Raw genomic sequence first — 24,828 nt, 5'->3', positions numbered from 1 at the left:
TCAGGAGCGGTGGGCGGACGGTGGCCGGGGTGGCTGGGAGACACGCAGCGCGGCACCGCCGGGTGCGGCGCTCCAGGGCGTGTGGTGGCTGCCGGACGGCGGCTCTCCGGGCTCGCGCAGGATGCGGCTGGCGATGGGTTCGCTGGCCGGCTTGCGCCGGCGCAGCAGCCCGCGCACCAGTCCGGCGGCGTTGAAGCACCACGACACCACGGAGTACACGCCCCGACTGGCCGAGTGCTTGCGCAGGCTCATGAGCGTGAAGGGACCGAGGGCGAGCACCGCCAGCGCCGTCAACTGCATCGTGGCCGTCACCGGCCACAGCGGAATGCTCAGCATCAGCGCCCACCAGGCCAGCACGCCCAGGTAGATGCGCAGCTCGCGCTGGTTGCGCCACACCAGGCGCAGCCACGGCTGGCCCAGGGCAGAGCGCAGCAGCTCGCCCGAGCCGCAGACGTAACCGGTCTGCCAGCGCCGCATCAGCAGGCGGTAGGGCGGGGCGTCGTGGCCGACATGCGCCACCGAATCGATCGGCAGCCGCCAGAGCTTCCAGCCGCGCGCGCGCAGGCGCACGGCCAGGTCGAACTCCTCGTAGCTGTGCAGGTTGCGGTCGGAGAGGTAGCCCGCCTCCTGGATCGCGCAGCGCCGGTAGAGGCCGCCGCCGTCGAGGCGATCGACGGCGCCGGGTACCCGGTGCGCTTCGTGCTTTTCGCGGGCTGCCCGCTCGCGGTATTCCATGCTGTCGAGGTTGCACTCGATCACGCGGCCGCCGACGCCGGCCACCTCCGGGTGCTGCGCCAGGAAGGCCAGCCCCCGCTCGAGGAAGCCGGGCAGCAGTTCCATGTCGCCGTCCATGAGGTAGACGTATTCGCCGACCGAGTGCTGGTATCCCAGCTGCGGACCCGCCCCGCAGCAGCGCTCGCTGGCATGCGCGAGCTGTACCACGCGGATCGGGTAGGCCGAGGCGATCTCCACCGTGCGGTCGCTCGAGCAGGAGTCGGCCAGCACCACTTCGCCGCCGAGCGCCTGCACGGCCCGCAGCGCGCTCTCGATGGCGAGCGCGATGCGCCCTTCCTCGTTCAGCGCCTTGATCACGACGGTCACGCGGGCGGGGCGGGCCTGCGTCATGGTGGGCGGGGTCATTGCACGGGCTCCTGGGCAAAGGTGTCGGCGCTGCGCACGCGCCAGCGCTGCCAGCGGTCGGCCAGGCCGACCGGCATGAACAAGGCCATCAAGGCGGTGACCAGCCAGCGCCGGCTCAGTGCGCCGCCGCGCGCCTGCATCAGCCACCACAGCGCTTCGGCGCGCCGGTTTTCGGACAGCGCCTCGCGGGCGATGGTCACCTGCAGCTGATCGACGAACCACAGGGCAGAGCGCCGGGACCGCGGGGGCAGGGTGCCGTCGCGGGCCTGCGCGCGCATGCGCACCAGGAAGGGGGGCAGGTGGCGCTTGCGCGGCGTGCGGCTGAGGCTGTTGGGCACCTCGCCGCGGATCGATGCGTACGGGGCGTTGACCACGGCCACCGGCGCGCGGTCGGCCACCCGGAACCACATGTCCAGGTCCTCGCCCCAGGAGTCGCCTTCGATGAAGCGCTCGGGCATGGCGCGCAGGCAGCTGGTGCGCACGGCGACGGTGCTGCTGCACAGCGGCGTGTTCTTCATCCAGCGCAGGCGCAGGTCTTCGATCAGTTCGGTCTCGCAGAAGGACTCCGGCACCGCCCAGGGCTCGAAGGCGCGGCCGGTCGGCTCGACCACGGTGCGAAAGCGGGTGGCCAGCATGCCGGCCTCGGGGCAGTCGCGGTGGGCGCGGGCGAGGACGGCGAGGAACTCGGGATGCCAGGCGTCGTCGGCGTCGAGGAAGGCGACCCAGTCGCCCTGCGCCGCCTCGATGCCGCGGTTGCGCGCGGCCGAGACGCCTGCGTTGGCCTGGCGGATCAGGCGCACGCGCGGATCGTCGATGGCCGCGACGCGGTCGCCGCCGCCATCGGTGGAGCCGTCGTCCACCACGAGCACCTCCAGCGGCGCCAGCGTCTGTGCCAGCACCGAGGCCACCGCGCACTCGACGAACCGCGCCTTGTTGTAGAGGGGAATGACAACCGAGAAATTCATGATGAGGCAACTCCGAATGGCATCGGCGCGCGCCGGGGCACGGCCCGGCGCTGCGCGCTCGCCGCCGCCAGCGTGGCCAGCAGCAGCAGGTGGGTGAAGAGCTCGGTGCCGTAGCCCATGAGGGACAGCGGAACCTCGCTGACGGAGCGCAGGGCGATCGCGACGAACAGGGCCAGCGACAGGCCGCCGCTGGCACGCGCGCTGCGCAGCGCGATGGCCAGCAGCACGGCGGCGTAGATCACCAGCGTGGTCGCGCCCACGCTGCCCGAACGCGCGAGGTCGTCCAGGAACTGGTTGTGCGCGTGCGTGGCGTTGGGCATGTTGATCGCCGCGCGGTAACTCGAGTCCCACAGCGACAGCCCGTAGCCGAAGGTCGGGTTGAGTCGCCACTCGCTCATGGCCACTTCCCAGATGCGGTCCCGCCCGGTCAGCGACATCAGCTGGGCGCCCTCGCGGGTGGAGGCGAAGTCCTGGGCGCGGCCCATGGGGTCGCCCAGCAGCACCCACAGGGTGAAGCCCAGCACGAACAGTCCCGCCAGCAGGCACACCAGCACGCCGCCGGCACTTCCGGTGCGCGGGTCGCTCACGCGGCGCCAGAACGGCCCCGCGTTGCGCACCAGCAGCAGGACCATGGCGCAGGCGGCAAAGGCGGTCCAGGCCGTCTTGGACTGCGCTATGAACAGCACGCCCAGACCGATCACCCACGCTGCGACGTTCAGCCAGCGGCGCTGGTAGGGAACGCACCACAGCACCAGCAGAGCGACCTGCGCCAGCATGCCCTGCGTCACGGGGTGCGCCGTCACGCCGCCGAAGCGCGGCAGACCCGGAATCAGCCCCTGCGTGTAGCTGGTGTCCAGCACCATCGTGGTTTTCAGCGGGATCAGCAGCAGCCCGACCAGCATCAGCACGAACAGCGCGTCGCGGGCCGTTCGCTGGATGCGTTCGCGCTCCTGCACACCCACCAGGCAGATGGCGACGCCTACCACCAGCGAGTAGACGTATTCGTGGCTGATGAGGGGGTTGGCCGCGAACAGCGCGGTCAGTCCCACCGTGCCGATCCAGAAGGCAACGAAACTGATCAGGAGCGTGGCCGAGGGAATGGGGCGCCGCGCGGCGAGGTGCCGGACGATCTGCTGGAGCGCAGCCACCAGCAGGAACACGGACACCGCGCGCTGCACCCAGGGCATCACCGGGTGGCGCGGCGTCTCGGCGACGGACATGAGCGAGGCGAACTGCTGCGTCAGATCGCGGCCGATCAGCAGCACGTCGAGCGCGCCCACGCACAGCATCGCGGGGAAGATCCAGTGGAGCAGCCCGGAGCCGGGTTCGCGGGTGGGGACGCGGGTGACGCGGTGCTTCATGCCTTGCTCCCGGGGGCTGCCGCGGCCGGCGTGGACGGCGCGGGGGTGGCGATGCGGACGAAGGGCAGCAGGCGCGAGAGCGCGAGCCGCGCTTCGTCGCCCAGGAGCTGCGGCGCCGCGACCACCACCAGCGCCATGGCGAGGAACGATGCAACGCTTCCGGCGGCGAAGGACACCGCAGCCATCTCCAGCGGCTGCACCGCGAGCTGTGCACCGCGGGCTGCCGCACCGCACCAGACGGCCAGCAGCAGCCCACGCACGGCCAGCGGGCCCAGCGCCGACCAGCGCAGGTGCAGCGCCCGCACTCCGGCAGCGATGGTGATCAGTGCCCTCGCATAGATGGCGATGGCCGAAACGATGGCGGCCCAGCGCAAGCCCTGCGGCGTGAAGAACCACCAGGCGGGGATGGCGAGTGCGAGCACCGGCAGCTGCAACTGCGCTTCGAGGTGCTTGCGCCCGGTGTTCCACAGCACCGGGGTGGACATGCCCCAGCCGGCCCAGGCGGGCAGGCACAGGAACATCAGCGCCAGCACCCAGGCCGCCTCGCTCCAGTCCGGTCCGTACAGCAGGTGCACCAGGTCGTGCGCGACCAGCGCCATGCTGGCGGCGGCCGGGGTGACCAGCACCAGCACGCAGCCCAGCACCAGCATCCAGGCCTGCGCCAGGCGCTGCGGCTCGCCGGCCATCTTGGCGCCGGAGGCCAGGAAGGTCGGCTGGATGGCGCCGACCAGCAGGGTGTTGGGGATCTGCGCGAAGTTGTAGGCGAGCGTGAACAGGCCCACTGCCTGGGCATTGAGCAGGCGGCCGATGATGATGCGGTCCAGGTTGCCCAGCAGCCAGTTGACGATGTTGGTGACGAATACCGTGCGGCCGGTGGACAGCGCCTGCGCACCGGCGGCATGGGCGAACAGCGGGCGCAGCGCATGCGGGCGCAGCGCGAACGCGCCCACCATGGTCACGCCGGCCTGCACCACGCAGGCCATCGCGAGCGCCTGTGCGCCCCAGCCGGCCAGCGCCAGCGGCAGGCCGACCGCGAGGTACCCGAGCGCATAGCTGGCCAGTTGCAGCAGGCCGAGTGAGCGGAAGTTCAGGTCGCGCTGCAGCAGGCACACCGCCGGTGCCCCCAGCGCCGTGAGCAGGCAGGCCAGCGAAAGCCAGCGCACCATCGGCTCGACCCGTGGGTCGCCGAAGAAGTCGGCCAGCAGCGGCGCTCCGAAGAACATCGCGACCGCCGTGCCGAGGCCGGCGAGGGCCTGCCAGGTGAAGGCGAAGCGCACGTCGTTGCGGTCGATCTTCTCTTGCAGCAGCAGGTTCCAGCTGAAGGCAGAGCCGGAGAGGAAGGCGGCGAAGGTGAGCACGGCGATGCCGATGCCGTAGACGCCGTAGTTGGCCGGTCCGAGCACCCGGGCCAGGGCCACCTGGGCACCCAGCTGCAGCACGAACCGCGCCGCCGTCGTCATGGCGCTCCACTTGACGGCTTTTTCGGCCAAGCTGGCCAGCGAAGCAGACGTCATGAGCGTCCGGTGCCCCAGCGCCGCAGCGCAATGCCGGCCATCAGGGCCACGCCCACCATGAGCAAGGCGCGGGAGTTGGTGTGATGCGCGCCGTCACTGCCGGCAGCTGCCGCCTCGTCGCCCACGGCCGGACGGGACGCCAGCTCCGCCGCGCGCACGGGTTCACTGCGCGCCGTGGCGGTGCGCACCATCGCGGGGCTGTCGGCGGCGACCGTCGCAACCGCTGCGACCGCCGATAAGGTCCCGACGGGAGAGAGCGTGGCGGCGCGCGTGCAGGACGGTTGCGGCGCCTGCGCGAGCGCCGCCGCACCGTCGCACTGGGCGAAGGCAGCCGTGTGCAAGCACAGGCAAGTCAGCGTCGCGGCAAGGGCTTTCATCGATCCATCCTGGGGGTGAGTGGGTGTGCCAGGAAATTCTGGGTTGCTCGACCAAGCTGGAGCGTCGGAAAACACCGTCTCGCGATGGCTCTTTCAGGCTATTTCGCCTCGGGCGCACGGCTCGGCGGCCGCAAAATGCTCTGCCATGCTTCAGACCTTCGCCCGCAGGGGCGTCGTCTTCCTGCTGGTGGTGCTGCTCTTCGGAACGCTCATGCCCGGCGGCTGGAAGGACGGCGCCATCGACCGCATCCCGCTCACGCTGAACCTGGCCGCGCTGGCGCACGTGTCGCTGTTCGCCGGGATGGCGTTCCTGCTTCCGCTTGCGCGCTGGTGGGAGCTGCGCTGGTGGCAGTTGCCCGCGCTGGGGCTGGGGCTGGCCCTGGTTACGGAAGGCCTGCAGTACTTCGCGGTCGATCGCCATCCCAACGTCGCCGGGGTGGTGCAGGACCTGCTGGGCACCTTGCTCGGGTGGGCCGCCGCGGCGGCCTGGCACGGGCGCGTCAGGGCGCGCTGGGGGCGCGACGGCGCAGTGTGAGCAGGCCGGTGGACAGCGCGGTGCCAGCGACGATGACGGCGCCGCACACGAGCATCCAGGGCGTGATGCGCTCGTTCAGCACGAGCGCACCGTAGAAGACGGCGAACACGGGGATCAGGAAGGTGACGGTCATGGCCCGCGCCGGCCCGACGCGGTCGATGACCCGGAAGAACAGCACGTAGGCCAGCCCCGTGCACAGCACGCCCAGCGCGAGGATCGCCGCCCAGGCCTGCAGCCCGGGCATGCGCGCCGGCGCCATCCAGAGCGCAGGAATGGCCAGCAGGGCACTGGCGCCGATCTGGCTGGCGGTGGCCGTCACTAGCGGCGGCACCCCGGCGAGATGCACCTTCGCTGCGTTGCCGGCCACCCCATAGCACACGCAGGCCGCCAGGCAGGCGAGCACGGCCCAGCCGGCCAGTGCGCCGCCGCCCGATCGGGCGCCTCCGCCGGCCAGCAGCGCCACGCCGGCAAAACCGATCGCAAGGCCGGCGACGCGGCTTGCATCGGGACGGTCCTTGAGCCAGAGCCAGGCCACCAGCGCGCCGAACATGGGCACCGTGGCGTTGAGGATCGAGGTGAGGCCGGTGCTGATGTACTGCACGGCGAAGGCGAACAGCGCGAAGGGAATGCCCGAGTTGAGTACGCCGATGGTGGCGGCCGTCTTGCCGTGCCGGCGCAGCTGGGGGCCGAGCCCGTGCGCCAGCAGCAGCGGCAGCAGCACCAGCGCCGCGATCACGCAGCGCAGCGCAGCGGTGGGCAGGGCGCCGAACTCCACCACCGCCAGCCGCGCGAACAGGAACGAAGCGCCCCACACGGCTGCGAGCAGGAGGTAGTCGGCAAGAACGTTCAGCGGCATGGCGGTGCCCAGTGTCCAGGCAAAACTTGCGGGTCCGCGCGGCGGGGGCCATGATTTTTTCGGCCGGTTTGATGCGGCCGCGTCATCGATCGCGGCGTCGGTGGCGTCCTGGGGCACGTCGCGCGGCGCGTCATCGCTCGAGTCCTTTTCGCTTCGTTCAGGCGCCTGCGGCGCCTTCGAGCCGCAGCAGGGCGCGTTTGCGGTCCAGACCGCCCGCATAGCCGGTGAGGGCGCCGGCCTGCCCGAGCACCCGGTGGCAGGGCACCACCACGCTGAGCGGATTGCGTCCCACCGCCGCACCGACCGCGCGCGCGGCACCGACGCGGCCGATGCGTTCGGCAAGCTGCGCGTAGGTGAGCGTGCTGCCGCGCGCGATGCCACGCAGGGCCCGCCACACCTGTGCCTGGAACGGCGTGCCCGCGGACAGGTCGAGCGGCAACGAAAAGGTGTGCAAGCGATCGGCGAAGTAGGCGTCGAGCTGGCGGGCCGCCTCCCGCAGCAGGGTGTCGTCGCCCGCACCCTCGGCCCAGGCAGACGAGGCGTGCGGCCAGTGCTTCTGCCCCTCGAACCAGAGGCCGCACAGGCCGTCCGCGGTGGCGGCGAGCAGGACCGGGCCGAGCGGGCTGGCATGGCGCAAGGTGCGTGGCGGCACTGCCCGCACAACGGCGCCCGCGAGGAGGGATGGCGGCGGCTGCGCGGGAGACGGCGGCATGCACGCCGTGGGATTCACGAGGGGCGAGGCGGTGGTCATGGGGTTTTCCTTCGTCACGGTGCCTGGATGCGGACGGCTGCGGGTGCGGGTGCGGGTGCGGGTGCTGGTGCGGCAGCGATGGGCCCGGCGGCAGCGAGCGCATCTGCTGCGCCGGGCGCCGCCAGGTCGCCGGTGGGGCGCGCGCGGCCGGCCCAGGCCCGAAGGACCGCGTAGCTGCGCCAGGGACGCCAGGCCTCGGCGCGGGCGGTGGCGGCCCGCGCCGGGTGCGGCGCGTCGCGCACGCCCAGGGCCTGCTGCAACGCCACGTCGCCGGCGGGAAAGGCGTCGGGCCATCGCAGGACGCGCATGGCCAGGTACTGCGCAGTCCATGCGCCGATCCCCGGCATCGCCTGCAGCTGCGCGAGGGTGGCTTCGCGTGGCGCTGCTGCCGACAGCACCAGCCGCTCCTGCGCCACCGCCTGGGCCAGCGCCAGGATGGCGGCCTGGCGCTGGCGCACGATGCCCAGGGCCCCGAGTGCTTCCGCCGGCACGCCGGCCAGCACCGGGGCCGCCGGAAAGAGCCGCTGCACGCCGGCCAGCGGCGTCGGGAGAGGTTCGCCGAAGTGCTCGACCAGCCGCGCCGCGAGCGTGCGCGCCGCAGCCACCGTCACCTGCTGCCCGAGCACCGCCCGCACGGCGAGCTCGAAGCCGCACGGGCCGCCCGGCACGCGCAGGCCGTCGCTGTCCGGGAAGTCGGCGGCCAGCACCGCCGAGATCGCCTGCGGGTCGGCGTCGAGATCGAACGTGGCGCGCACCCGCGCGATCAGCTGCGGCAGCACCGGCGTGAGCGCATCGGCGACGCGCAGCAGCAGCAGGTGGCGTTCCGGGACGAAGCGGGCCTCGAACCAGCCCGCGTGGACGCGGCCCTGCGCCTGCACCGCCAGCGTGCGGGCCAGCAGGCCGGCGTCCGCATCGACCCGCTCCACGCCATCGATCGCACGCCGCGCGAAGAACGCGAGCATCGCCCGCACGTCGTAGGGCGGGCGCAGTCCCAGCCGCACCGCCGCCCCGCAGGCCGGCTCGGGTGCGTGGCCTTCGCGGCGCAGTTGTGTCGGATTGAGGCCGTAGTGCTGGACGAAGGCGGCGTTGAAGCGGCGCAGGCTGGCGAAGCCGCTCAACGCGGCCACCTGCGTGACGGGCAGGCGGGTGTCGGCCAGCAGCTGCTTGGCCGTGAGCAGGCGCCGCGTCTGCAGGTACTGCAGCGGCGAGACCCCGAGCTCGGCCTCGAAGACGCGACGCAGGTGGCGGTCGCTCACGCCCAGCCGCGCGGCCAGCGCCGGCATGCCGCCGCCGCCTGACAGCGCTTCGGGCTGGTCGAGCAGCCGGGCCGCCTCGCGTGCCAGGATCGCCGGCGCGTCCTGGCTGGACCACCACAGCGCCTGCGGCGCGAGCTCGGGCCGGCAGCGCAGGCAGGGACGAAAGCCCGCCCGCTCGGCCTGCGCGGCATGGCGGAAGAAGCGGCAGTTCTCGCGTCGCGGGGTGCGCGCCCGGCACACCGGCCGGCAGTAGATGCCGGTGGAGGTGACCGCCGTGAAGAAGCAGCCGTCGAAGCGGGCGTCGCGCGATCGCAGCGCATGCCAGCAGGCGTCGGGTTGCAGGTCGTCGGTCAGGGGGGCCATCGAACCGATGATACGGAGCTCGGGCGCCGCGACTCGCCGTTTCCGGACCCCCGGTCGCAGGCCCGGCGGCCCTGCTTCCCTGCCACAATCCGGGGGCTTTTCGACGGACACAACTCTTCAGGGAATCGCCACCACCATGCAACTGTCCCCCTCGATCTTCAAGGCCTACGACATCCGCGGCATCGTGCCGTCCACGCTCGACGAAACGGTCGCCGAGCGGCTGGGCCGGGCCTTTGCCGCCGCCGCCCGGCGCGAGGGCGAACAGACCGTCGCCGTGGGCCGCGACGGGCGCCTCAGCGGGCCCGCGCTCTCGGCCGCGCTGGTGCGCGGGCTGGTCGCCGGCGGCGTCGATGTCGTCGATGTGGGCATGGTGACCACGCCCATGCTGTATTTCGCGGCCAGCACGCTGTGCAACAGCGGCATCCAGGTGACCGGCAGCCACAACCCCAAGGACTACAACGGCTTCAAGATGGTGCTGGCCGGTCGTGCGATCTACGGCGACGAGATCCAGGCGCTGCGCACCGCGATGGAAGGCGAGTCGCACGACGCCGACGCGCCGGGCAAGGTGCGCAACGTCAACGTCTTCGCCCCCTACCGCGACCGCATCGTCTCCGACGTGAAGCTGGCGCGGCCTGTCAAGGTGGTGGTCGATTCGGGCAACGGCGTCGCCGGTGCCTCCGCGCCGTCCATCCTGCGCGCGCTGGGCTGCGAGGTGGTCGAACTGTTTTCCGAGGTCGATGGCACCTTCCCCAACCACCACCCCGACCCGAGCAAGCCGGAGAACCTGCGCGACCTCATCGCGCAGATCGAGGCCACCGGCGCCGAGCTGGGCCTCGCGTTCGACGGCGACGGCGACCGCCTGGGCATCGTCACCCGCGGCGGCAACACCATCTACCCCGACCGCCAGATGATGCTGTTCGCGCGGGACGTGCTCAGCCGCGTGCCGGGCGCCACCATCGTCTTCGACGTCAAGTGCACCCAGCGCCTCGCGCCCACCATCCGCGAGGCGGGTGGCGAGCCGCTGATGTTCAAGACCGGGCACTCCCTCATCAAGGCCAAGATGAAAGCCATCGACTCGCCGCTGGGCGGCGAGATGAGCGGGCACATCTTCTTCAAGGAGCGCTGGTTCGGCTTCGACGACGGCACGTATGCCGGGGCGCGCCTGCTGGAGATCCTCTCGCGCGAGGCCGACCCGAGCGCCGTGCTCGACGGGCTGCCCACCAGCCACTCCACGCCCGAGCTCAACGTGCGCTGCCAGGAAGGCGAGCCGCACGCGCTGGTGGCCCGGCTGGTCGAGCAGGCGCGTTTCGATGCGCCGGCGCAGGTCAGCACCATCGACGGCGTGCGCGTCGATTGGCCGGACGGCTTCGGCCTGATCCGTGCGTCCAACACCACGCCGGTGCTGGTGCTGCGCTTCGAGGGCCACACGCCCGAGGCGCTGCAGCGCATCCAGGAGGAGATGCTGGCCCTGCTGCGCAGCGTCAAGCCCGACGCCCAGATCGGCGAGGCGGCGCATTGAGGGTTCTCATCGTCAAGCTCTCATCGCTTGGCGACGTGGTGCATGCCATGCCGGCCGTGCAGGACATCCGGGCCGCGCTGCCGCACGCACGCATCGACTGGGTCGTCGAGCGCGGGTTTTCCGGGCTGGTCGAGCGCTGCGAGGGCGTGGTGGGCGTGATCCCTTGCGAGCTGCGGCGCTGGCGCCGCGCGCCGCTGTCGCGCGAAACGCGCCAGGGTTGGCGCGCCTTTCGCACCGCGCTGCGGGCGCAGGCCTATGACGCGGTGATCGACCTGCAGGGCCTGAGCAAGTCCGCCCTGGTAGCGTGGACCGCACGGCTGGCCCCTGGCGGTCGTCGCTATGCGCTGGCCAACCGCACCGAGGGATCGAGCTACGAGGCGCCCACGCGCTGGGTCGCGCACGAGGCGGTGCGCGTCGCGCGGCACGTGCATGCCGTCGAACGCTCGCGCGCGCTGTGCGCCAGCGCACTCGGGTATGCCCAGGCCGGGCCTGCCGTGTTCGGGCTGCGGGCGCAGCAGGGCGCAGGCTTGGCCGCCGACGAGGTCGCGCTGGTGCACGGCACCTCGCGCGACGACAAGCTCTGGCCCGAGGCCCACTGGGTCGCGCTGGGGCGGCGCCTCTCGGCCAGCGGCCTGCGGATCGGGTTGCCGCACGGCAGCGTTGCCGAGCAGGACCGCGCGGGGCGGCTGGCGCAGGCGCTGGGGAAGCAGGCCAGCGTCTGGCCGCGCCTCGACCTGGGCAGCCTGAGCGACCGCATCGCGGGCTGCGCCGGGGTGGTCGGCGTGGACAGCGGGCTCTCGCACATCGCCACCGCCCTCGACCGGCCCCACGTGCAGATCTACAACTTCGACACCGCCTGGCGCACCGGCCCCTGCGGCTCGGCGCGCCAGCGGGCGGTGTTCGCTGCGCCGACCCCATCGGTCGAAGCGGTCTGGTCCGCCTGGGAACAGGTGCGCGCCGCGCCATGATGCGTGCGCTGTACTCGCTGGCGATGGCGGCGGCGCAGCCGCTGCTGCGGCGCAAGCTGCGCCGGCGCGGCCGCGACGAGCCCGGCTACCTCGAAGGCATCGAGGAGCGCTTCGGCATCTACGCCGCGCCCGCCGCGCCGAACGCCCTGTGGGTGCACGCGGTGTCCCTGGGCGAGACCCGCGCCGCGGCTCTCCTGGTGGAGGCCCTGCGCGCACGCGAGCCGGGGCTGCGCCTGCTGCTCACCCACGGCACGGCCACCGGTCGGGCCGAGGGCGCCCGGCTGCTGCAGCCGGGTGACGCGCAGGCCTGGCTGCCGTGGGACACGCCAGCCGCGGTGGAGCGATTCCTTGAACACTTCCGACCCTGCGCGGGCGTGCTGATCGAAACCGAGGTGTGGCCCAACCTGGCGCAGGCCTGCGCCCGGCGCGGGGTGCCGCTGACGCTCGCCAACGCGCGCCTGTCCGAGGCGTCGCTGCGCAAGGCGCGGCGGCTCGCCGCGCTGTCGCAGCCGGCGTATGCGGCCCTGGCAGCCGTGTGGGCGCAGACCGAGGCCGATGCACAGCGGCTGCGCGAAGCCGGCGCCCGCGTCAGCGGCGTGCTGGGCAATCTCAAGTTCGACGCGCGTCCCGATCCGGCGCTGCTGGCGCAAGGGCGCGCGTGGCGGGCCGGGCGCGAGTCGCCGGTGGTGATGTTCGCCAGTTCGCGCGAAGGCGAGGAAGCCGAGTTCCTGCGGGTGCTGCGCACCGACCGCGAACGCCTGCGCGGTGGGCAGGCCCGCCGCGCCACCGACCTGATGGCGCCGGTGCAGTGGCTGCTGGTGCCGCGCCATCCCCAGCGTTTCGACGAGGTGGCCTCGATGGCCGCGGCCGCAGGCTTCACGGTGGCGCGGCGCAGCGCCTGGGCGCAGGAAAGTCCACCGGCGGCCGACATCTGGATCGGCGACTCGCTGGGCGAGATGCCGCTGTACTACGGTCTGGCCGACGTGGCGCTGCTGGGCGGCAGCTTCGAGCGGCTGGGCGGACAGAACCTGATCGAGGCGGCCGCCTGCGGCTGTCCGGTCGTGATGGGGCCGCACACCTTCAACTTCGCCGAAGCGGCCGCCGCCGCCGAAGGCAGGGGCGCCGCACTGCGGGTGCGTTCGCTGGCCGACGCGGTGCGCGAAGCCCGTGCGATCGCCGCCGACGCGCCACGGCGCGAGGCGATGCGCACCGGCGCGGCAGCCTTTGCCGAGGGCCACCGCGGAGCCGCCGACCGCTTCGCGCAGGCGCTGCTCGCGCTCGCCTGCAGCCCTGCGCCGCGCGCAGAGGCATCGCCTCGCAGCGGCGCCTCTACGGCGTGACGAGCGGGCGCAGATCGTCCGGTGTGAGGGTGCCGCTCGCCTGGCGCAGTCGCAGCTTCCCCAGCAGGACGTTGTAGCGCGCGACCGCGAGATCGCGCTTGGTCTGGAACAGCTGGCTCTGCGCGTTCAGCACGTCGATGTTGATGCGCACCCCCACCTGGTAGCCCAGGCGGTTGGCGTCCAGCGCGCTCTGGCTGGACGCTTCGGCCGCTTCCAGCGCCCGCACCTGGCCGGTGCCCGAGAGCACCCCGAGATAGGCAACGCGGGTAGCCTGCGCCACCGAGCGCCGCGCGTTGTCGAGTTCGGCCTGCGCGCGGTCTTCCAGCGACAGCGTCTCGCGGATGCGGTTCTGGGTGGCGAAGCCGGCGAACAGCGGCACCGTGAACGTGACCCCCACCTGGCCGGCATTACTTCGCGTGCCCAGCGCGCTGGTGGTGGTGCCCTGCGGGCTCTGGGTGGCGTTGCGCGAGGCGGTGAGGTCCAGCGTAGGCAGGTGGCCGGCGCGCGCCTTCTCGGTTTCCAGGCGGGCGACGTCGAGTGCCAGCCGGGCTTGTGCGATGGCGGGGCTGGCCTCCTCGGCCATGCGCACCCACGCGTCGAGGTCGGGCGGCTGCGGCGGGACGGCGGCCACCGCCGCGGGCAGCGGCTCGGGCTGGGTGTCGGCGCGGCCGACCAGCGTGTCCAGCGCCAGCCTGCGCACGCGCAGGTCGTTTTCGGCGGCGATCTCCTGGGCCAGCACCAGGTCGTAGCGGGCCTGTGCCTCCCGGGTGTCGGTGATGGTGGCGGTTCCCACCTCGAAGTTGCGGCGCGCCGCGGCGAGCTGCTCGCTGACCGCTGCCTTCTGCGCGCGCACGAAGGCCAGGGTGTCCTGCGCCGCGAGTACGTCGAAGTAGGCCTGGCTCACGCGCACGATCAGGTCCTGGGCGGCGGTCTCGAGCTGCGAGGCCGCGAGCTGCACCTGGCGCCGGCTCTGCTCCCAGGTGGCCATGTTGGCCGGCCGGTACAGGGGCTGCGAGGCGGAAATGGTCGCACTGCGGGTGGTGAAGTCGCGATCGACGGCCGGATTGGCATTGCCGAATCCGGTGCGGCTCGCGCCGCCTTGCAAGGCCACCTGCGGCAACAGGCCGGCGAGCGCCTGGTCGGCGCGGAAGACATTGGCGTCGTACTGCGCGCGCGCCGCCTGGAACACCGCGTCGTGGGCACGCGCTGCCTCGTAGAGCTCGGGCAGGCTCTGTGCCGCGGCCGCCCCCGCGAGCAGGGATCCGAAGGCCAGGGGCAACAACCGCACCGCGGGGCGCGCCAGAAGGTTCATGTCCGTCCGTCCTTGCTCGTGGGGGAATGCTCGTGAAGGAGCTCGTCGTCGTGCTGCGCGCGCGTCAGTAGCGGGGCACGCCGGTATCGCGCTCGCGCGACCAGGCGTCGATGCCGCCGGCGACGTTCGCCACATCGTCGAAGCCGCGCGCGGCCAGGAAAGCCGCCACCTGCATGCTGCGCATGCCGTGGTGGCACAGGCAGGCCACCGGCCGGTCGGCGGGCAACTCGTGCAGGCGCGCCGGCACCTGCTGCATCGGGATGTGGACGAACTCGAACCGCGCATCGGCAGCAACGCTCGCGAGCTGCAGCTCGCCGGGCTCGCGCACGTCCAGCAGCAGTGGCCGGTTGTCGGGGTGGCGCTGCAGCCATGCGTCGAACTCGGCGGGGCGGACTTGCGGGATCATCGCGCCGCCTTCAGAAGCGAAAGCGCGAAGGCGCGGGAAAGTTCTGCAGCCGAGGCGCCACGGTGTCCCAGGGCTGGGCAGTGGTGGTGCGCTTGTCCTGCGTGCGGGTGATCACCGTCGCCCGCATCATGGGCTGGTCGCCGACGATGGCCACCAAGCGCCCGCCGGGACTGAGCTGGTCGAGCAGCGCCTGCGGCACCTCGGCCACCGAGCCGCTCAGGACGATCACGTCGAAAGGACCGTCGCCGGGAAGCCCGCGGGCGCCGTCGGCTTGGCGCACCTCGGCATTCGCGATGCCGGCGCGCTCCAGGTTTGCGCGCGCCATCGCGACCAGCCGGGGGTCGATGTCCAGGGTGATGACGCTCTGCGCGCGGCGCGCCAGCAGCGCCGCCATGTAGCCCGAGCCGGCGCCGACCTCCAGCACCTTCTCGTACGGACGCGGGTCGGCCTCCTGCAGCATGCGCGCCTCGACGCGCGGGGCGAGCATGCAGCGCCCGGTGGCGAGGGCCTCTTCGGGGGCGCCCACCAGCGGAATCTCCATATCGACGAAGGTGAGAGCCTGCATTTCCTCGGGCACGAACTCCTCGCGCCGCACCTGCGGCAGCAAGTCCAGCACCTTGGAATCGAGCACGTCCCAGGGACGGATCTGCTGCTCGATCATGTTGAACCGTGCTTGTTCGAGGTGCGCGTGGGACGTCATGGCGTGGGGGAGGAGGCGTTCAGGACAAAGGGTCTATTTTAGGAGCCGGGGCGGCGTCGCCCGCCGCCGCAGCGGGCGCGCGGGCGCCGTCGGAACCCCGACTGCAAAGCCCGCGCAGCAGCAGTTCGGCTTGCAGCGCGACCAGCCGGCGCGGCTCGGGCACGGCCTCCTCGGGCATGCAGGCGCCGAGGGCGTGCTGGTTCAGCATGAGGAAGATCATCGGTGCAACGATGGCGTAGACCGCGGCGTCCATGTCGTCCACCGCGAACTCCCCGCGCGCGACGCCGCGCTCCAGGATGCGGCGGATCAGGGTCTTGCCGGGGCGGACCACTTCCTGCTGGTAATAGGCCGTCACCTCGGGGAAGTTCTGCGCCTCGCACATCATCAGCTTGGGGATGCCGGACGCCGGCGTGGCGCCGATGCGGTCCCACCACGCCTGCATGCAGTGCCGCAGCATGTCGGCCGTGCTGCCCTCGAAAGACTGGAATTCGGCGTTCCAGGCGGCGAAGTGTCCCGCGATGTTCTCGTGGACGACGGCCTTGAAGAGCGCTTCCTTGTTCGGGAAGTAGAGGAACAGGGTGCCCTTGGAGACGCCCGCGCGCGCAGCGATCTCCTCGACGCGCGTGGCGGCAAAGCCTTTTTCGACGAACAGGGCGAGCGCCGCATCGAGCAGCTCGCCGGGGCGCGCCTGCTTGCGGCGCTCGCGACGCGCCGGCGACGGTTCGGCTGGGGAGAGAGGGGACTTGGCGGGCACGCGCGAGGGGAACGGGTTGGCTGCGGGACGGCGGACGATTCTGCTACTGACTGACCGGTTAGTAATGTAGTGGGCCGGCTTCGAACGCGTCAAGGCGGAGCTAGAAGCGCGCGGCCTGCAGCGCCAGCCATTCGCGCAGGAGCTGCCGCGAGGTAGCAAGGCCGTGGCCCGAGGGCAGCCACTCGAGCGGGGTGCGGTCGCGCGGCAGCACCGCCCCGACCGGCGCGGGCAGGACCTCGAAGCCTTGCCGGCGGAATTCGAGGGTGGCGCGGGGAAGGTGCCAGGCGTCGCTCACCAGCGCGATGCGGCGGATGCGGTCGCGCTGCAGCAGCGCGGCGCTGCGCTCGGCGTTCTCGCGCGTATCGCGCGAGGCTCCTTCGACCCAGCGAAGGTCGGCGCCGAAATCCTGGCGCGCGGACAGCCGGGCCGCTTCGGCCTCCGACGCCACGCCCCGCCCCGACCAGCCCAGGCCGCCACTGAAGGCCAGCGGCAGCTGCGCCATGCGGGCCAGGCGCACGCCGTAGCGCAGGCGCTCCAGGCTGTGGTCGGAGGGCTGGGGCGTTCCGTATTCGGGCGCCATGGGCCGTACGCCACCGCCCAGCACGACCACGGCCTCGACACGCGCGCGGCGCAGGTCTGCCAGCCCGATCGGCGGCACCTGCGGCAGCAGGTGCTGGCCGAGGTAGACGGTCACCGCGTGGGTGCTCAGCAACCACAGCAGCACGACGCCCGAGAGCGCGAGTGCGAAGCCGCCTCGCCGCCCCAGCCGGGCGAGCAGCAGCCCCAGCAGCACCAGCAACAGAGGCCCCGCGGGCGGCAGCGCCAATGCCGCCACCAATGTCTTGATCTCACCTGCCTGCATATGGGCGGCGATGGTAGCGCCCCAGCTCAGGCACACCGGCGGCTACAGTTGCCGGCTGTTGTCCACATCCAAGGAGCGTGCCATGAGCGAACCCCAGACCATCGTGCTGGGCGGCGGCTGTTTCTGGTGTACCGAGGCGGTCTTCGTCAAGGTGCGCGGGATCCTCGACGTCGAGTCCGGCTACAGCAACGGCAAGGTCGAGCGGCCGAGCTACGAGCAGGTGTGCACCGGCACCACCGGCCACAACGAAGTCGTCAAGCTGAGTTACAACCCGGACCAGATCAGCACCCGGCAGATCCTGGAGATCTTCTTCGTCGTGCACGACCCCACCCAGCTGAACCGCCAGGGCAACGATGTCGGCACGCAATACCGCAGCGGCATCTACACCACCACGCCCGAGCAGCGGCAGGTCGCCGAGGACATGATCCGCGAGATGAGCCAGGACAAGCTGTTCGGCGCGCCCATCGTGACCGAGGTGCAGCCGCTGGCCAACTACTGGCCGGCCGAGGAATACCACCAGGACTTCTTCGAGAAGAACCCGACGCAGGGTTATTGCATGGCGGTCGCGGCGCCGAAGGTCGCCAAGTTCCGCAAGACCTTCGCGGCACTGTCCCGGGACTGAGGCAGCCGCGTGATCCGCACCGAGGCGCTTCGGCTGCGCCATCCCGCCGGCCCCACCCTCGCGTTCCCCGACCTCGACCTGCCGCAGGGCGGACGCCTGCTGCTGCAGGGCCGCTCCGGCGCGGGCAAGTCGAGCTGGCTTGCGCTGGTGGCGGGCCTGCTCTTGCCCGAGTCCGGCCGGCTGCTGGTGGCGGGGCAGGACCTGCGGGCGCTGACGGGCGCCGCGCGCGACCGCTGGCGGGGCGCGCACGTCGGCATGGTGCCGCAGCGTCTGCACCTGAGCGACGCGCTGGGCGTGGCCGACAACCTGGCGCTGGCGTACTTCGCGCTCGGCCGGGCGGTCAATCGCGCCGCGGTCGCGTCGGCGCTCGCGGCACTGGGCATCGGCGAACTGGCGGCGCGGCGCCCTGGCCAGCTCTCCGCCGGCCAGGCGCAGCGCGTGGCGCTCGCCCGCGCGGTCCTGCTGTCGCCGCGCGTGCTGCTGGCCGACGAGCCCACTGCCAACCTTGACGATGAGGCGGCCGCGGACGCCCTCGCGCTGCTGGAATCGGCGGCGCTGCGCTGTGGTGCCACGCTGGTGGTCGCCACGCACGACCGCCGCGTGCGCGAAGCCATGCCGCAGGCCGAGGTGCTGCGCCTGGACGCGACGGCGCCAGCCCGCGAGCCGGTGGCATGACGCTCGCCGGACTGTCCCTGCGCATCGTCGCGTCGCGCCCGCTGGCGGCGCTGCTGAACCTGCTGCTGCTCACCCTCGGGCTCGGCGCGATCGGCTTCGTGATGCTGGTGAGCGAGCACCTGGACCGCGCCTTCGAGCGCGATCTCTCGGGCATCGACCTGGTCGTGGGCGCCAAGGGCAGCCCAATGCAGCTGATCCTCGCGGGCGTCTTCCAGATCGACGTGCCGCCCGGCAACGTGCCGCTGTCGGAGGTGGAGGCGCTCCAGAAGCACCCCATGGTCGGCCAGCTCGTGCCGCTGTCCCTGGGCGACAGCTTCCGCGGCCATCGCATCGTCGGCACGACCCCCGACTACCTGGCGCTGCTGCGCCTGGAGGTGGCCGAGGGCGAGGCCGGCTTCGCGCCCATGCAGGCGCTGCTCGGCGCCGGCGTGGCCCGCTCGACCGCCCTGGTGCCGGGGCAGCGATTCGTCGGCGAGCACGGGCTGGCTGGCGGCGGGCACGCGCACGGCGACAGCCCCTACACCGTTACCGGCATCCTGGCGCCCTGCGGCTGCGTGGCCGACCGGCTGGTGCTCACCGCCCTGGAGTCGGTGTGGCAGGTGCACGAGGACGCCACCGCCGTGGACGACGAAGACCGCCGCCTGCTGCAGGCCGAACGCGAGGTGACGATGGCCCTGGTGCGCTACCGCACGCCGCTCGCCGCCGTGACGCTGCCGCGCCTGGTGAACGCCACCACCTCCATGCAGGCAGCCGCGCCGGCGGTCGAGGTGACGCGCCTGGCGCGGCTGCTGGGCGCGGGCACCGAGGTGTTGCGCGGGGTGGGACTGGTGCTGCTGCTCAGCGCGGGGCTCTCGGTGTTCATCGCGCTGTGGAACGCCCTGCGTGAGCGCCGTGCGGACATCGCCATGCTGCGGCTGCTGGGCGCGCCCCCGGCCCGCGTCGCCGCGCTGATGGTGGCCCAGGCGCTGTGGCTCGCGATGGCCGCGAGCATCCTGGGGCTTCTGGCTGCACACGGCGCATTCGCTCTGTTAGGCTCCGCGCTCGCTGCGCGCCAGTCGCTGCCGATTTCGGCCTGGACCTGGGTCGGCCAGGAGGCCTGGATCCCGGTGCTCGCCGCGCTGGTGGCCGTGCTGTCGGCGCTGGTGCCGGCCATCGGTGCCTACCGCCTCGACGTGGCGCGCCTGCTGCACCCCTGACCGTGAAGACCTCCCCGCCATGAAACATCTGCTGATCGCCGCATTGCTCTGGCCGCTGGCCCTGTTCGCCCAGGACAAGCACAGCAAGGAAGACATTGCCAAGGACGTGGAGCGCCACCGCGCGATGGCCACCGCCCACGAAGCCGCCGCGCGCTGCCTCGAATCCGGCAAGTCGCCCGAGATCTGCCAGCGCGAGCTGCTGGCGGCCTGCAAGGGGCTGGCGATCGGCAAGTATTGCGGGATGCGCCATGCGCACTGAACACCGCCCTGGGCACCATCGACTGCGCGGCGCCTGGCCTGCTTGCGTGCTCGCGCTGGCCATGCTCGCCGCCGCGCCCGCGTCGGCGCAGAATGCAGCGCCCGCCGTGCCGCAGGGCAGCGGGGCCGGCGTGCACGGCCCCGACAGTCCTTTTCCGCCGCTGCCGCAGCGCGCCGACGTGGTGCCCTGGTCGCTGCTGACGGCGGTGACGTCCCGCACCGAGAAGCAGCGCGTGCTGCCGCAATTCGCAAGCGAGCAGCTCGCGCTGGACGGCAAGACCCAGCGCATCCAGGGATTCATGATGCCGCTGCAGCCGGGCGAAAAGCAGCGGCATTTCCTGCTCAGCTCCGTGCCCCTGACCTGCAGTTTCTGCGTGCCCGGCGGGCCGGAAAGCATGGTCGAGGTGCGCACCAAGGCCCCGGTCGCCTACACGCCCGAGCCGATCACCGTGGAAGGGCGTTTCGCCGTGCTGCGCGACGATCCGATGGGGCTGTTCTATCGGGTGACGGACGCGGTTACCGTTCGCTGATTCCTGCATCGAGCACCGCCTTCCGGCGTGCGGCGGCGCCAGTGGCGGGCGCTGCGCCTGCGGCGCTTGCGGTGTCCAGCGAGAAGGCGCTCGCAGCGAGCCGCACGGCGTGCTGTGCGGTGTCATTCGAGAGCAGCCTGTGATCCTCGCATGGTCATGACCCGTGCGAACCCCGGTGCATGAGCCGCGGCGCAAAACGCCCTGGTGCGTACCTGTCCTACAGCGGCATGCGCCTGCACACGGCGACGATGGCAGCAGCAACCAAGGAGCTGCTCCATGTCTGCTCGAAACGCCCTGGCCGTGCTGGGATTGCTCCTGGGCGGGGCCGCCGCCGCAGCCCATGCCGAAGCTGCGCCGCCCTGCGAGGGTGAGCCGGCCGCGCTGGACCCGCTGCTGCAGCGCGCCGCTGTCATCGCGCACTACGCGAGCCAGCCCGACGCCTGCCGCAAGGCGCTGTTTCGAGAATGCGCGGCCGCTGCCCGCCAGGACCTGCTCGATGTCGGAAGCGCCGTCATCTGCTCGATGCGCTACGAGGGGCTGCTGCGCGGAAGCTTCCGCGGCGACTTCGACGCGCTCATGCAGTGGTGGCGCGCGCAACGGACTGCCTCCGGACGCTGAGCGCATCAGCGCCGCGCGCTGACGATATCCGACAGCGGCGGCACCCCTGGAAAGGCGGGCGAAACGTGCGAGGCGCGGGATGTGTGCGGCCGGCGTGGCGCCGTCTGGTGGCGCCGGCGCTGCAATCAAGGCGCCAGGCGCTCGCGCAGCCAGGCCGCCCCTTCGCGGCGGTAGCGTAGCCGGTCATGCAGGCGGCTCTTGCGGCCCTGCCAGAACTCCCAGCGGTCGGGCACCAGGCGAAAGCCCCCCCAGTGCGGCGGGCGCGGCGGCTGCAGCATGAACTGCGCCCCGTATCGCGCCGCATTGGCCACCAGCACCGAACGGCCCGCGATCACCTCGCTTTGCGGGCTGGCCCAGGCGCCGATGCGCGAGTCGAGGGGGCGGCTGGCGTAGTAGGCGTCGCTCTCGTCGGCGCCGGTGCGCTCCACGCGCCCTTCGATGCGGACCACCCGTTCGAGCTCGACCCAATGGAACTGCAGGGCGGCAAAGGGATTGCCCGCCAGTTCGCGGCCCTTGCGGCTGTCGTAGTTGGTGTACCAGACGATGCCCCGGGCGTCATAGCCCTTGATCAGCACCACGCGGGTGCTGGGCCGCAGGTCGCTCGCGACCGTGGCCAGTGTCATGGCGTTGGGCTCGGGCAGCTGCGCGGCGATGGCCTCGCCGAGCCATTGGTCGAACTGTGCGAGCGGGTCGGCGTGGCTGGCGTCCTCGCTCAGCTCGGCGCGCTCATAACTCTTGCGCAGGTCGGCGATGTGCTCGGAGGTGCTGCTCATGGCGCGGATTGTGCCGCCTCATCGCTGCGCGCCAGCCGCAGCAGGCGCTCGAGGTGGCGGTCGCGGATGTTCATGCGCCTGAGCTCTTCATACGTGCGTGCCGCGTAGTCGAGCGTGCTGCCGTAGATGCCGCAGGCACTGCAGAAGATCTGGCGGTACTCGTCTTCGCTCAGCACGCCGGTGTGGTTGGGGCTGCGGCGCGAGAGCGTGAATGCCAGCGCCTCGACGGTGCCTTGCGTGGTGTGGCAGCCGAGCCAGCGCGGGTCGTACACGGCCGTCACCATCTCGCGCGCCCACAGCCGCGTGAGCACGTCGCGCACGCTGGACTGGGAGATGCGGAAAGCCATGCCCTGGCAGCTGCCGCCGGAGAGCAGCCCGAACACGAGGCCAGGCCGCTCGGGGGTGCCGCGGTTGATGCGGCTCCACATCTTCAGGGCGCGGTGCCAGCCGTGCACCCGCGCGGGCCGGCGTTCGGCAAAGTCGAAGTCGGGTCGCCAGATCAGCGATCCGTAGCCGAACAGCCAGAGGTCGCGGTGCCCGCCCCATTCGCGCAGGGCTCGCTCCAGCAGGGGCACCGGGTCGCGCAGCGGCTTGAGGGCAGCATGAGGGTGCGACTCCAGCCCGACGGCGGTGGTGGTGGGAAGCGGCGTGGTGGCCAGCAGGCTCATGGCCGGTCACTGTAGCAAGCGCGCCGGTGTCCCAGAAGGGTAACGGGCCGCAAACCGGGACCCACCGCGCAGTCGGCGCGCGTGCTGTTGCCGTTAGGATGCATTTCCTCGGATCGGCATCGTTCATCGGCATGGAAGGCACGCACATGGCGGCAGGCGCTCACGAAACAGGTACGGCGGTGACGGCGCTGCAGGTCATGCGCGACGCGCCGGTCATCCCGGTGATCGTGCTGCAGGAGGTGGCCCAGGCCGTTCCCCTGGCGCGGGCGCTGGTGGCCGGCGGCATCCGCATGCTCGAGGTCACGATGCGCACCTCGGTGGCACTGGCCTGCATCGAGGCGATCGCCAGGGAGGTGCCCGAGGCCGTGCCGGGCGCGGGCACCGTGCGCAGCGCCGCCGACGCCCGCGCCGCCAGCCGCGCCGGTGCGCGTTTCGCGGTCAGCCCCGGCTACACGTCCAGCGTCGGACATGCCTGCCGCGATCTCGGCTTGCCGCTGCTGCCGGGCGTCGCCACGGGCAGCGAAATCATGGCGGCGGCCGAGGACGGGCACACCGAACTCAAGTTCTTCCCGGCGCTGCAGGCCGGCGGCGTGGCGATGCTCAAGGCCTGGGGAGGGCCCTTCCCCGAGCTGCGTTTCTGCCCGACCGGCGGGGTGTCGCCCGCCAACGCGGCCGAGTTCCTCGCGCTGCCCAACGTGGTCTGCGTCGGCGGCTCCTGGCTCACGCCAGCCGACGCGGTATCGACTGGCGATTGGGCGCGCATCACCCAGCTGGCCCGCGAGGCGACGCAGCTCCAGCGGCGCTGAGCGCGTCGCGCCGGCGCGGCAGGCGCGACCCGGCTCGCGTCCCCGCCCCCAAGCGGTGCCGGCGCGCCTGTGCGGACCGCCCGACGCTGCCTGGCCGTGCTCCAGCCGCAGCCCACGCGACGGCGTCCTACAGGGGCGCCGTGCCGGCGCCGCGAGACTGGTTCGCAGATCGCAAGCACAGGAATGAAAGGACCCCCCCATGCGAGTCATCTTCTGGATCGTCGTCATCATTTTCCTGATCGGCCTGGCGGTGGTGCTGGGCCTGGGCGGCCTCATCTTCTGAGGCCGGGGCAGGAAGCATCAGAGGCTGCGCTCGAGCGTGCGCAGCCGGCTGCGCAGCTCGCGGGAGCGGGCGCGCGGCTGGATCAGCTGCAGCTCGAGCTGCAGCTCGCGCACGACGCGCATCAGCGCGGCTCGACGCTGGGGGTCGCTCGTTGCGCCGCCGATCGTGCCGAGCGCATCCATGACGCGTTCGAGCACATGCCGTTCGCCGCGACTGTGCCGCACGATCGGCTCGAATGCCAGCAGCAGCAAGTCGTCGAAACCCGGCGCCGGGGCGATCACGCGCAACTCGTCTTCCTCGAAGCGCAGCGGACTCGGCATGAAGCGCGATGCGAGCCGCGCCATCAGCGAACCGAGGCGGTCCACGCACATGCAGGCGGTGGCCACGTCGTTCATGCCCGGCGATAACGCACGGACCGCCACATCGACCAACTGGCTGAGGCCGAAGCGCACGTCCTGGTCTACCGTGCGCATGGTGCCGAGCATGACGCACTTGCGCAGCCGATCGGCCTCGTCTTCCTTGATCGGCCGGTGGCCGCTGATCGCCACCAGGGGCGCGCCTTCGCTGACGAAATCACCGACCTGGTGGCACAGCCACACCACGCGGCTTTCCTCGCGCGCATAGTCCATGAGGCTCTCGCCGCTGAGCTGTGTCAGGTAGCCGCTGTGCTCGGCGCGCACCGTCACCCACTCGGAAGGAATTCGCCGGTCGGCGCCGACGGCTTCGGGTGACTGCCCGACCCCGCTCGGAAAGAGCTCGTCGATGGCGCGAGCGGTGTCGCTGGCAAGGCGCCTCATGATCGCCGGCGCCTGGATGCTCTGGGCGACGTGGTGGATGTAGTAGATGAGCAGAGCGATGCCCACCAGTGCGTACAGCAGGCCGCCCAGCACCGCCAGCGACGGCACGAACGCGATGGAATCCTCGCCGCGCACCGTGCGCATCACCACCAGGCAGTACGCGAAGATGCCGACGAACACACCGAGCACCACCTGCGTGGGCCGGTCGCGCATGAAGTTGCGCAGCACGCGCGGCGAGTACTGGGTGGACGTGAGCGACAGCGTCACGATGGTGATCGAGAACACCACGCCGGCCACCGTAATCATCGAGGCGGCAATCGCGCCGAGCATCTCGCGCGAGCCGTCGGCACTTGCGCCGAACAGCCGGGGCGACCACTCGGCCAACCCGTCGGTCCAGTCGCCCTCGAGGTAGATCAGACCGACGGCCACCAGCAGCGAGCCCGCGACGATGAGCGCGGGCACGAACCAGAAGCTCGATTGCATCTGGCTCCACAACGCCCGCAGTCGAAGGATCATCGTGCAACAGCCTCGTCGTCGCCGGGCCACGGAGGTGGCCTGCTGCAGCGACGCGCACTACCGAGTGGACGATGCGACGGGGGTGGCCCCTGTAGGAGCGTTTCGAC

At 72.0% G+C, this 24,828-nt stretch carries 28 protein-coding genes; 12 read left to right on the top strand and 16 right to left on the bottom strand.

Annotated elements, in window-relative coordinates:
• From WG922_RS18380 to WG922_RS18360, 5 genes are read right to left on the bottom strand one after another with little or no spacing between them, the layout of a single operon-like run.
• Positions 1–1,140 (bottom strand): glycosyltransferase family 2 protein, encoded by a 1,140-nt coding sequence (locus WG922_RS18380; RefSeq protein WP_340284284.1) that lies wholly within the window; start codon positions 1,138–1,140, stop codon positions 1–3.
• Complete coding sequence (locus tag WG922_RS18375) at positions 1,137–2,105, bottom strand: glycosyltransferase family 2 protein (RefSeq protein WP_340284283.1); 969 nt, start codon at positions 2,103–2,105, stop codon at positions 1,137–1,139. The genes WG922_RS18380 and WG922_RS18375 overlap by 4 nt, the downstream gene beginning before the upstream one ends.
• Positions 2,102–3,466: an O-antigen ligase family protein gene (locus WG922_RS18370; RefSeq protein WP_340284281.1), complete on the bottom strand. Its 1,365-nt coding sequence runs from the start codon at positions 3,464–3,466 to the stop codon at positions 2,102–2,104. Before WG922_RS18370 ends, WG922_RS18375 begins: the two co-directional genes overlap by 4 nt.
• On the bottom strand, positions 3,463–4,980 hold the full coding sequence (locus WG922_RS18365; RefSeq protein ID WP_340284280.1) for an oligosaccharide flippase family protein: 1,518 nt from the start codon (positions 4,978–4,980) through the stop codon (positions 3,463–3,465). The genes WG922_RS18370 and WG922_RS18365 overlap by 4 nt, the downstream gene beginning before the upstream one ends.
• Positions 4,977–5,357, bottom strand: coding sequence for a hypothetical protein (locus WG922_RS18360; RefSeq protein WP_340284279.1), 381 nt, complete (start codon positions 5,355–5,357; stop codon positions 4,977–4,979). Before WG922_RS18360 ends, WG922_RS18365 begins: the two co-directional genes overlap by 4 nt.
• 145 nt (positions 5,358–5,502) lie before the next feature.
• Between WG922_RS18360 and WG922_RS18355 the strand changes: the two genes are divergently transcribed.
• Positions 5,503–5,892, top strand: coding sequence for a VanZ family protein (locus WG922_RS18355; RefSeq protein WP_340284278.1), 390 nt, complete (start codon positions 5,503–5,505; stop codon positions 5,890–5,892).
• On the opposite strand, the gene WG922_RS18350 is transcribed toward WG922_RS18355, so the two are convergent.
• The 3 genes from WG922_RS18350 to WG922_RS18340 all read right to left on the bottom strand — a co-directional run bounded on the left by WG922_RS18350 (position 5,858) and on the right by WG922_RS18340 (position 9,118).
• Complete coding sequence (locus WG922_RS18350; protein WP_340284277.1) at positions 5,858–6,748, bottom strand: DMT family transporter; 891 nt, start codon at positions 6,746–6,748, stop codon at positions 5,858–5,860. The genes WG922_RS18355 and WG922_RS18350 overlap by 35 nt on opposite strands.
• Before the next feature lie 157 nt (positions 6,749–6,905).
• Positions 6,906–7,499: a methylated-DNA--[protein]-cysteine S-methyltransferase gene (locus tag WG922_RS18345; RefSeq protein WP_340284276.1), complete on the bottom strand. Its 594-nt coding sequence runs from the start codon at positions 7,497–7,499 to the stop codon at positions 6,906–6,908.
• Positions 7,500–7,513: 14 nt separating this feature from the next.
• Entirely contained in the window at positions 7,514–9,118 is a 1,605-nt protein-coding gene (locus tag WG922_RS18340; RefSeq protein WP_340284275.1) for a DNA-3-methyladenine glycosylase 2 family protein, read from the bottom strand.
• 136 nt (positions 9,119–9,254) lie between these two features.
• Between WG922_RS18340 and WG922_RS18335 the strand changes: the two genes are divergently transcribed.
• From WG922_RS18335 to WG922_RS18325, 3 genes are read left to right on the top strand one after another with little or no spacing between them, the layout of a single operon-like run.
• Complete coding sequence (locus WG922_RS18335) at positions 9,255–10,637, top strand: phosphomannomutase/phosphoglucomutase (protein WP_340284274.1); 1,383 nt, start codon at positions 9,255–9,257, stop codon at positions 10,635–10,637.
• The gene (gene waaC / locus WG922_RS18330; protein WP_340284273.1) at positions 10,634–11,605 is read left to right on the top strand and encodes a lipopolysaccharide heptosyltransferase I; all 972 of its coding nucleotides are present in this window, start codon (positions 10,634–10,636) and stop codon (positions 11,603–11,605) included. The genes WG922_RS18335 and waaC overlap by 4 nt, the downstream gene beginning before the upstream one ends.
• Entirely contained in the window at positions 11,602–12,945 is a 1,344-nt protein-coding gene (locus WG922_RS18325; protein WP_340284272.1) for a 3-deoxy-D-manno-octulosonic acid transferase, read from the top strand. Before waaC ends, WG922_RS18325 begins: the two co-directional genes overlap by 4 nt.
• On the opposite strand, the gene WG922_RS18320 is transcribed toward WG922_RS18325, so the two are convergent.
• The 5 genes from WG922_RS18320 to WG922_RS18300 form a co-directional block, all read right to left on the bottom strand.
• On the bottom strand, positions 12,935–14,257 hold the full coding sequence (locus WG922_RS18320) for a TolC family outer membrane protein (RefSeq protein ID WP_340284271.1): 1,323 nt from the start codon (positions 14,255–14,257) through the stop codon (positions 12,935–12,937). The genes WG922_RS18325 and WG922_RS18320 overlap by 11 nt on opposite strands.
• 64 nt (positions 14,258–14,321) lie before the next feature.
• Entirely contained in the window at positions 14,322–14,663 is a 342-nt protein-coding gene (locus WG922_RS18315) for a rhodanese-like domain-containing protein (protein WP_340284270.1), read from the bottom strand.
• A 10-nt stretch (positions 14,664–14,673) separates the two neighbouring features.
• Positions 14,674–15,363 carry a protein-L-isoaspartate O-methyltransferase family protein gene (locus WG922_RS18310; protein WP_340284269.1) on the bottom strand — a complete coding sequence of 230 codons (690 nt, stop codon included), beginning with the start codon at positions 15,361–15,363 and terminating at the stop codon, positions 14,674–14,676.
• 19 nt (positions 15,364–15,382) lie between these two features.
• Positions 15,383–16,117 (bottom strand): TetR/AcrR family transcriptional regulator, encoded by a 735-nt coding sequence (locus WG922_RS18305; RefSeq protein WP_340284267.1) that lies wholly within the window; start codon positions 16,115–16,117, stop codon positions 15,383–15,385.
• Positions 16,118–16,217: 100 nt separating this feature from the next.
• Positions 16,218–16,979, bottom strand: coding sequence for a YdcF family protein (locus tag WG922_RS18300; protein WP_340284266.1), 762 nt, complete (start codon positions 16,977–16,979; stop codon positions 16,218–16,220).
• Positions 16,980–17,061: 82 nt separating this feature from the next.
• Between WG922_RS18300 and msrA the strand changes: the two genes are divergently transcribed.
• The 6 genes from msrA (at position 17,062) to WG922_RS18270 (ending at position 20,878) form a co-directional block, all read left to right on the top strand.
• On the top strand, positions 17,062–17,601 hold the full coding sequence (msrA, locus tag WG922_RS18295; RefSeq protein ID WP_340284265.1) for a peptide-methionine (S)-S-oxide reductase MsrA: 540 nt from the start codon (positions 17,062–17,064) through the stop codon (positions 17,599–17,601).
• 9 nt (positions 17,602–17,610) lie between these two features.
• Entirely contained in the window at positions 17,611–18,276 is a 666-nt protein-coding gene (locus tag WG922_RS18290) for an ATP-binding cassette domain-containing protein (RefSeq protein ID WP_340284264.1), read from the top strand.
• The gene (locus tag WG922_RS18285; protein WP_340284263.1) at positions 18,273–19,472 is read left to right on the top strand and encodes an ABC transporter permease; all 1,200 of its coding nucleotides are present in this window, start codon (positions 18,273–18,275) and stop codon (positions 19,470–19,472) included. The genes WG922_RS18290 and WG922_RS18285 overlap by 4 nt, the downstream gene beginning before the upstream one ends.
• A 19-nt stretch (positions 19,473–19,491) precedes the next feature.
• Positions 19,492–19,731 carry a hypothetical protein gene (locus tag WG922_RS18280; RefSeq protein WP_340284262.1) on the top strand — a complete coding sequence of 80 codons (240 nt, stop codon included), beginning with the start codon at positions 19,492–19,494 and terminating at the stop codon, positions 19,729–19,731.
• The gene (locus WG922_RS18275; RefSeq protein ID WP_445322853.1) at positions 19,721–20,260 is read left to right on the top strand and encodes a DUF3299 domain-containing protein; all 540 of its coding nucleotides are present in this window, start codon (positions 19,721–19,723) and stop codon (positions 20,258–20,260) included. The genes WG922_RS18280 and WG922_RS18275 overlap by 11 nt, the downstream gene beginning before the upstream one ends.
• A gap of 276 nt (positions 20,261–20,536) precedes the next feature.
• Complete coding sequence (locus WG922_RS18270) at positions 20,537–20,878, top strand: hypothetical protein (protein WP_340284261.1); 342 nt, start codon at positions 20,537–20,539, stop codon at positions 20,876–20,878.
• Between the two features lie 125 nt (positions 20,879–21,003).
• On the opposite strand, the gene pdxH is transcribed toward WG922_RS18270, so the two are convergent.
• Both pdxH and WG922_RS18260 read right to left on the bottom strand, forming a co-directional pair.
• Positions 21,004–21,651: a pyridoxamine 5'-phosphate oxidase gene (gene pdxH, locus WG922_RS18265; RefSeq protein ID WP_340284260.1), complete on the bottom strand. Its 648-nt coding sequence runs from the start codon at positions 21,649–21,651 to the stop codon at positions 21,004–21,006.
• Positions 21,648–22,220: a gamma-glutamylcyclotransferase gene (locus tag WG922_RS18260; protein ID WP_445322856.1), complete on the bottom strand. Its 573-nt coding sequence runs from the start codon at positions 22,218–22,220 to the stop codon at positions 21,648–21,650. The genes pdxH and WG922_RS18260 overlap by 4 nt, the downstream gene beginning before the upstream one ends.
• A 245-nt stretch (positions 22,221–22,465) precedes the next feature.
• Between WG922_RS18260 and eda the strand changes: the two genes are divergently transcribed.
• Together eda and WG922_RS22035 are read left to right on the top strand one after the other, a co-directional pair.
• Positions 22,466–23,125 (top strand): bifunctional 4-hydroxy-2-oxoglutarate aldolase/2-dehydro-3-deoxy-phosphogluconate aldolase, encoded by a 660-nt coding sequence (eda, locus tag WG922_RS18255; RefSeq protein ID WP_340284307.1) that lies wholly within the window; start codon positions 22,466–22,468, stop codon positions 23,123–23,125.
• Between the two features lie 199 nt (positions 23,126–23,324).
• Entirely contained in the window at positions 23,325–23,408 is an 84-nt protein-coding gene (locus tag WG922_RS22035; protein WP_445322855.1) for a hypothetical protein, read from the top strand.
• 17 nt (positions 23,409–23,425) lie between these two features.
• Here the strand turns inward: WG922_RS22035 and WG922_RS18250 are convergent, their stop codons facing one another.
• Positions 23,426–24,721 (bottom strand): DUF2254 domain-containing protein, encoded by a 1,296-nt coding sequence (locus tag WG922_RS18250; protein WP_340284258.1) that lies wholly within the window; start codon positions 24,719–24,721, stop codon positions 23,426–23,428.
• Positions 24,722–24,828: the final 107 nt, after the last annotated feature.

Origin of the sequence: Ramlibacter sp. AN1015, from assembly GCF_037726105.1 — a bacterium.
In the GTDB taxonomy this organism is placed as follows: Bacteria; Pseudomonadota; Gammaproteobacteria; order Burkholderiales; family Burkholderiaceae_C; genus Ramlibacter.
This window is presented reverse-complemented; position numbering and strand designations above follow the sequence as displayed.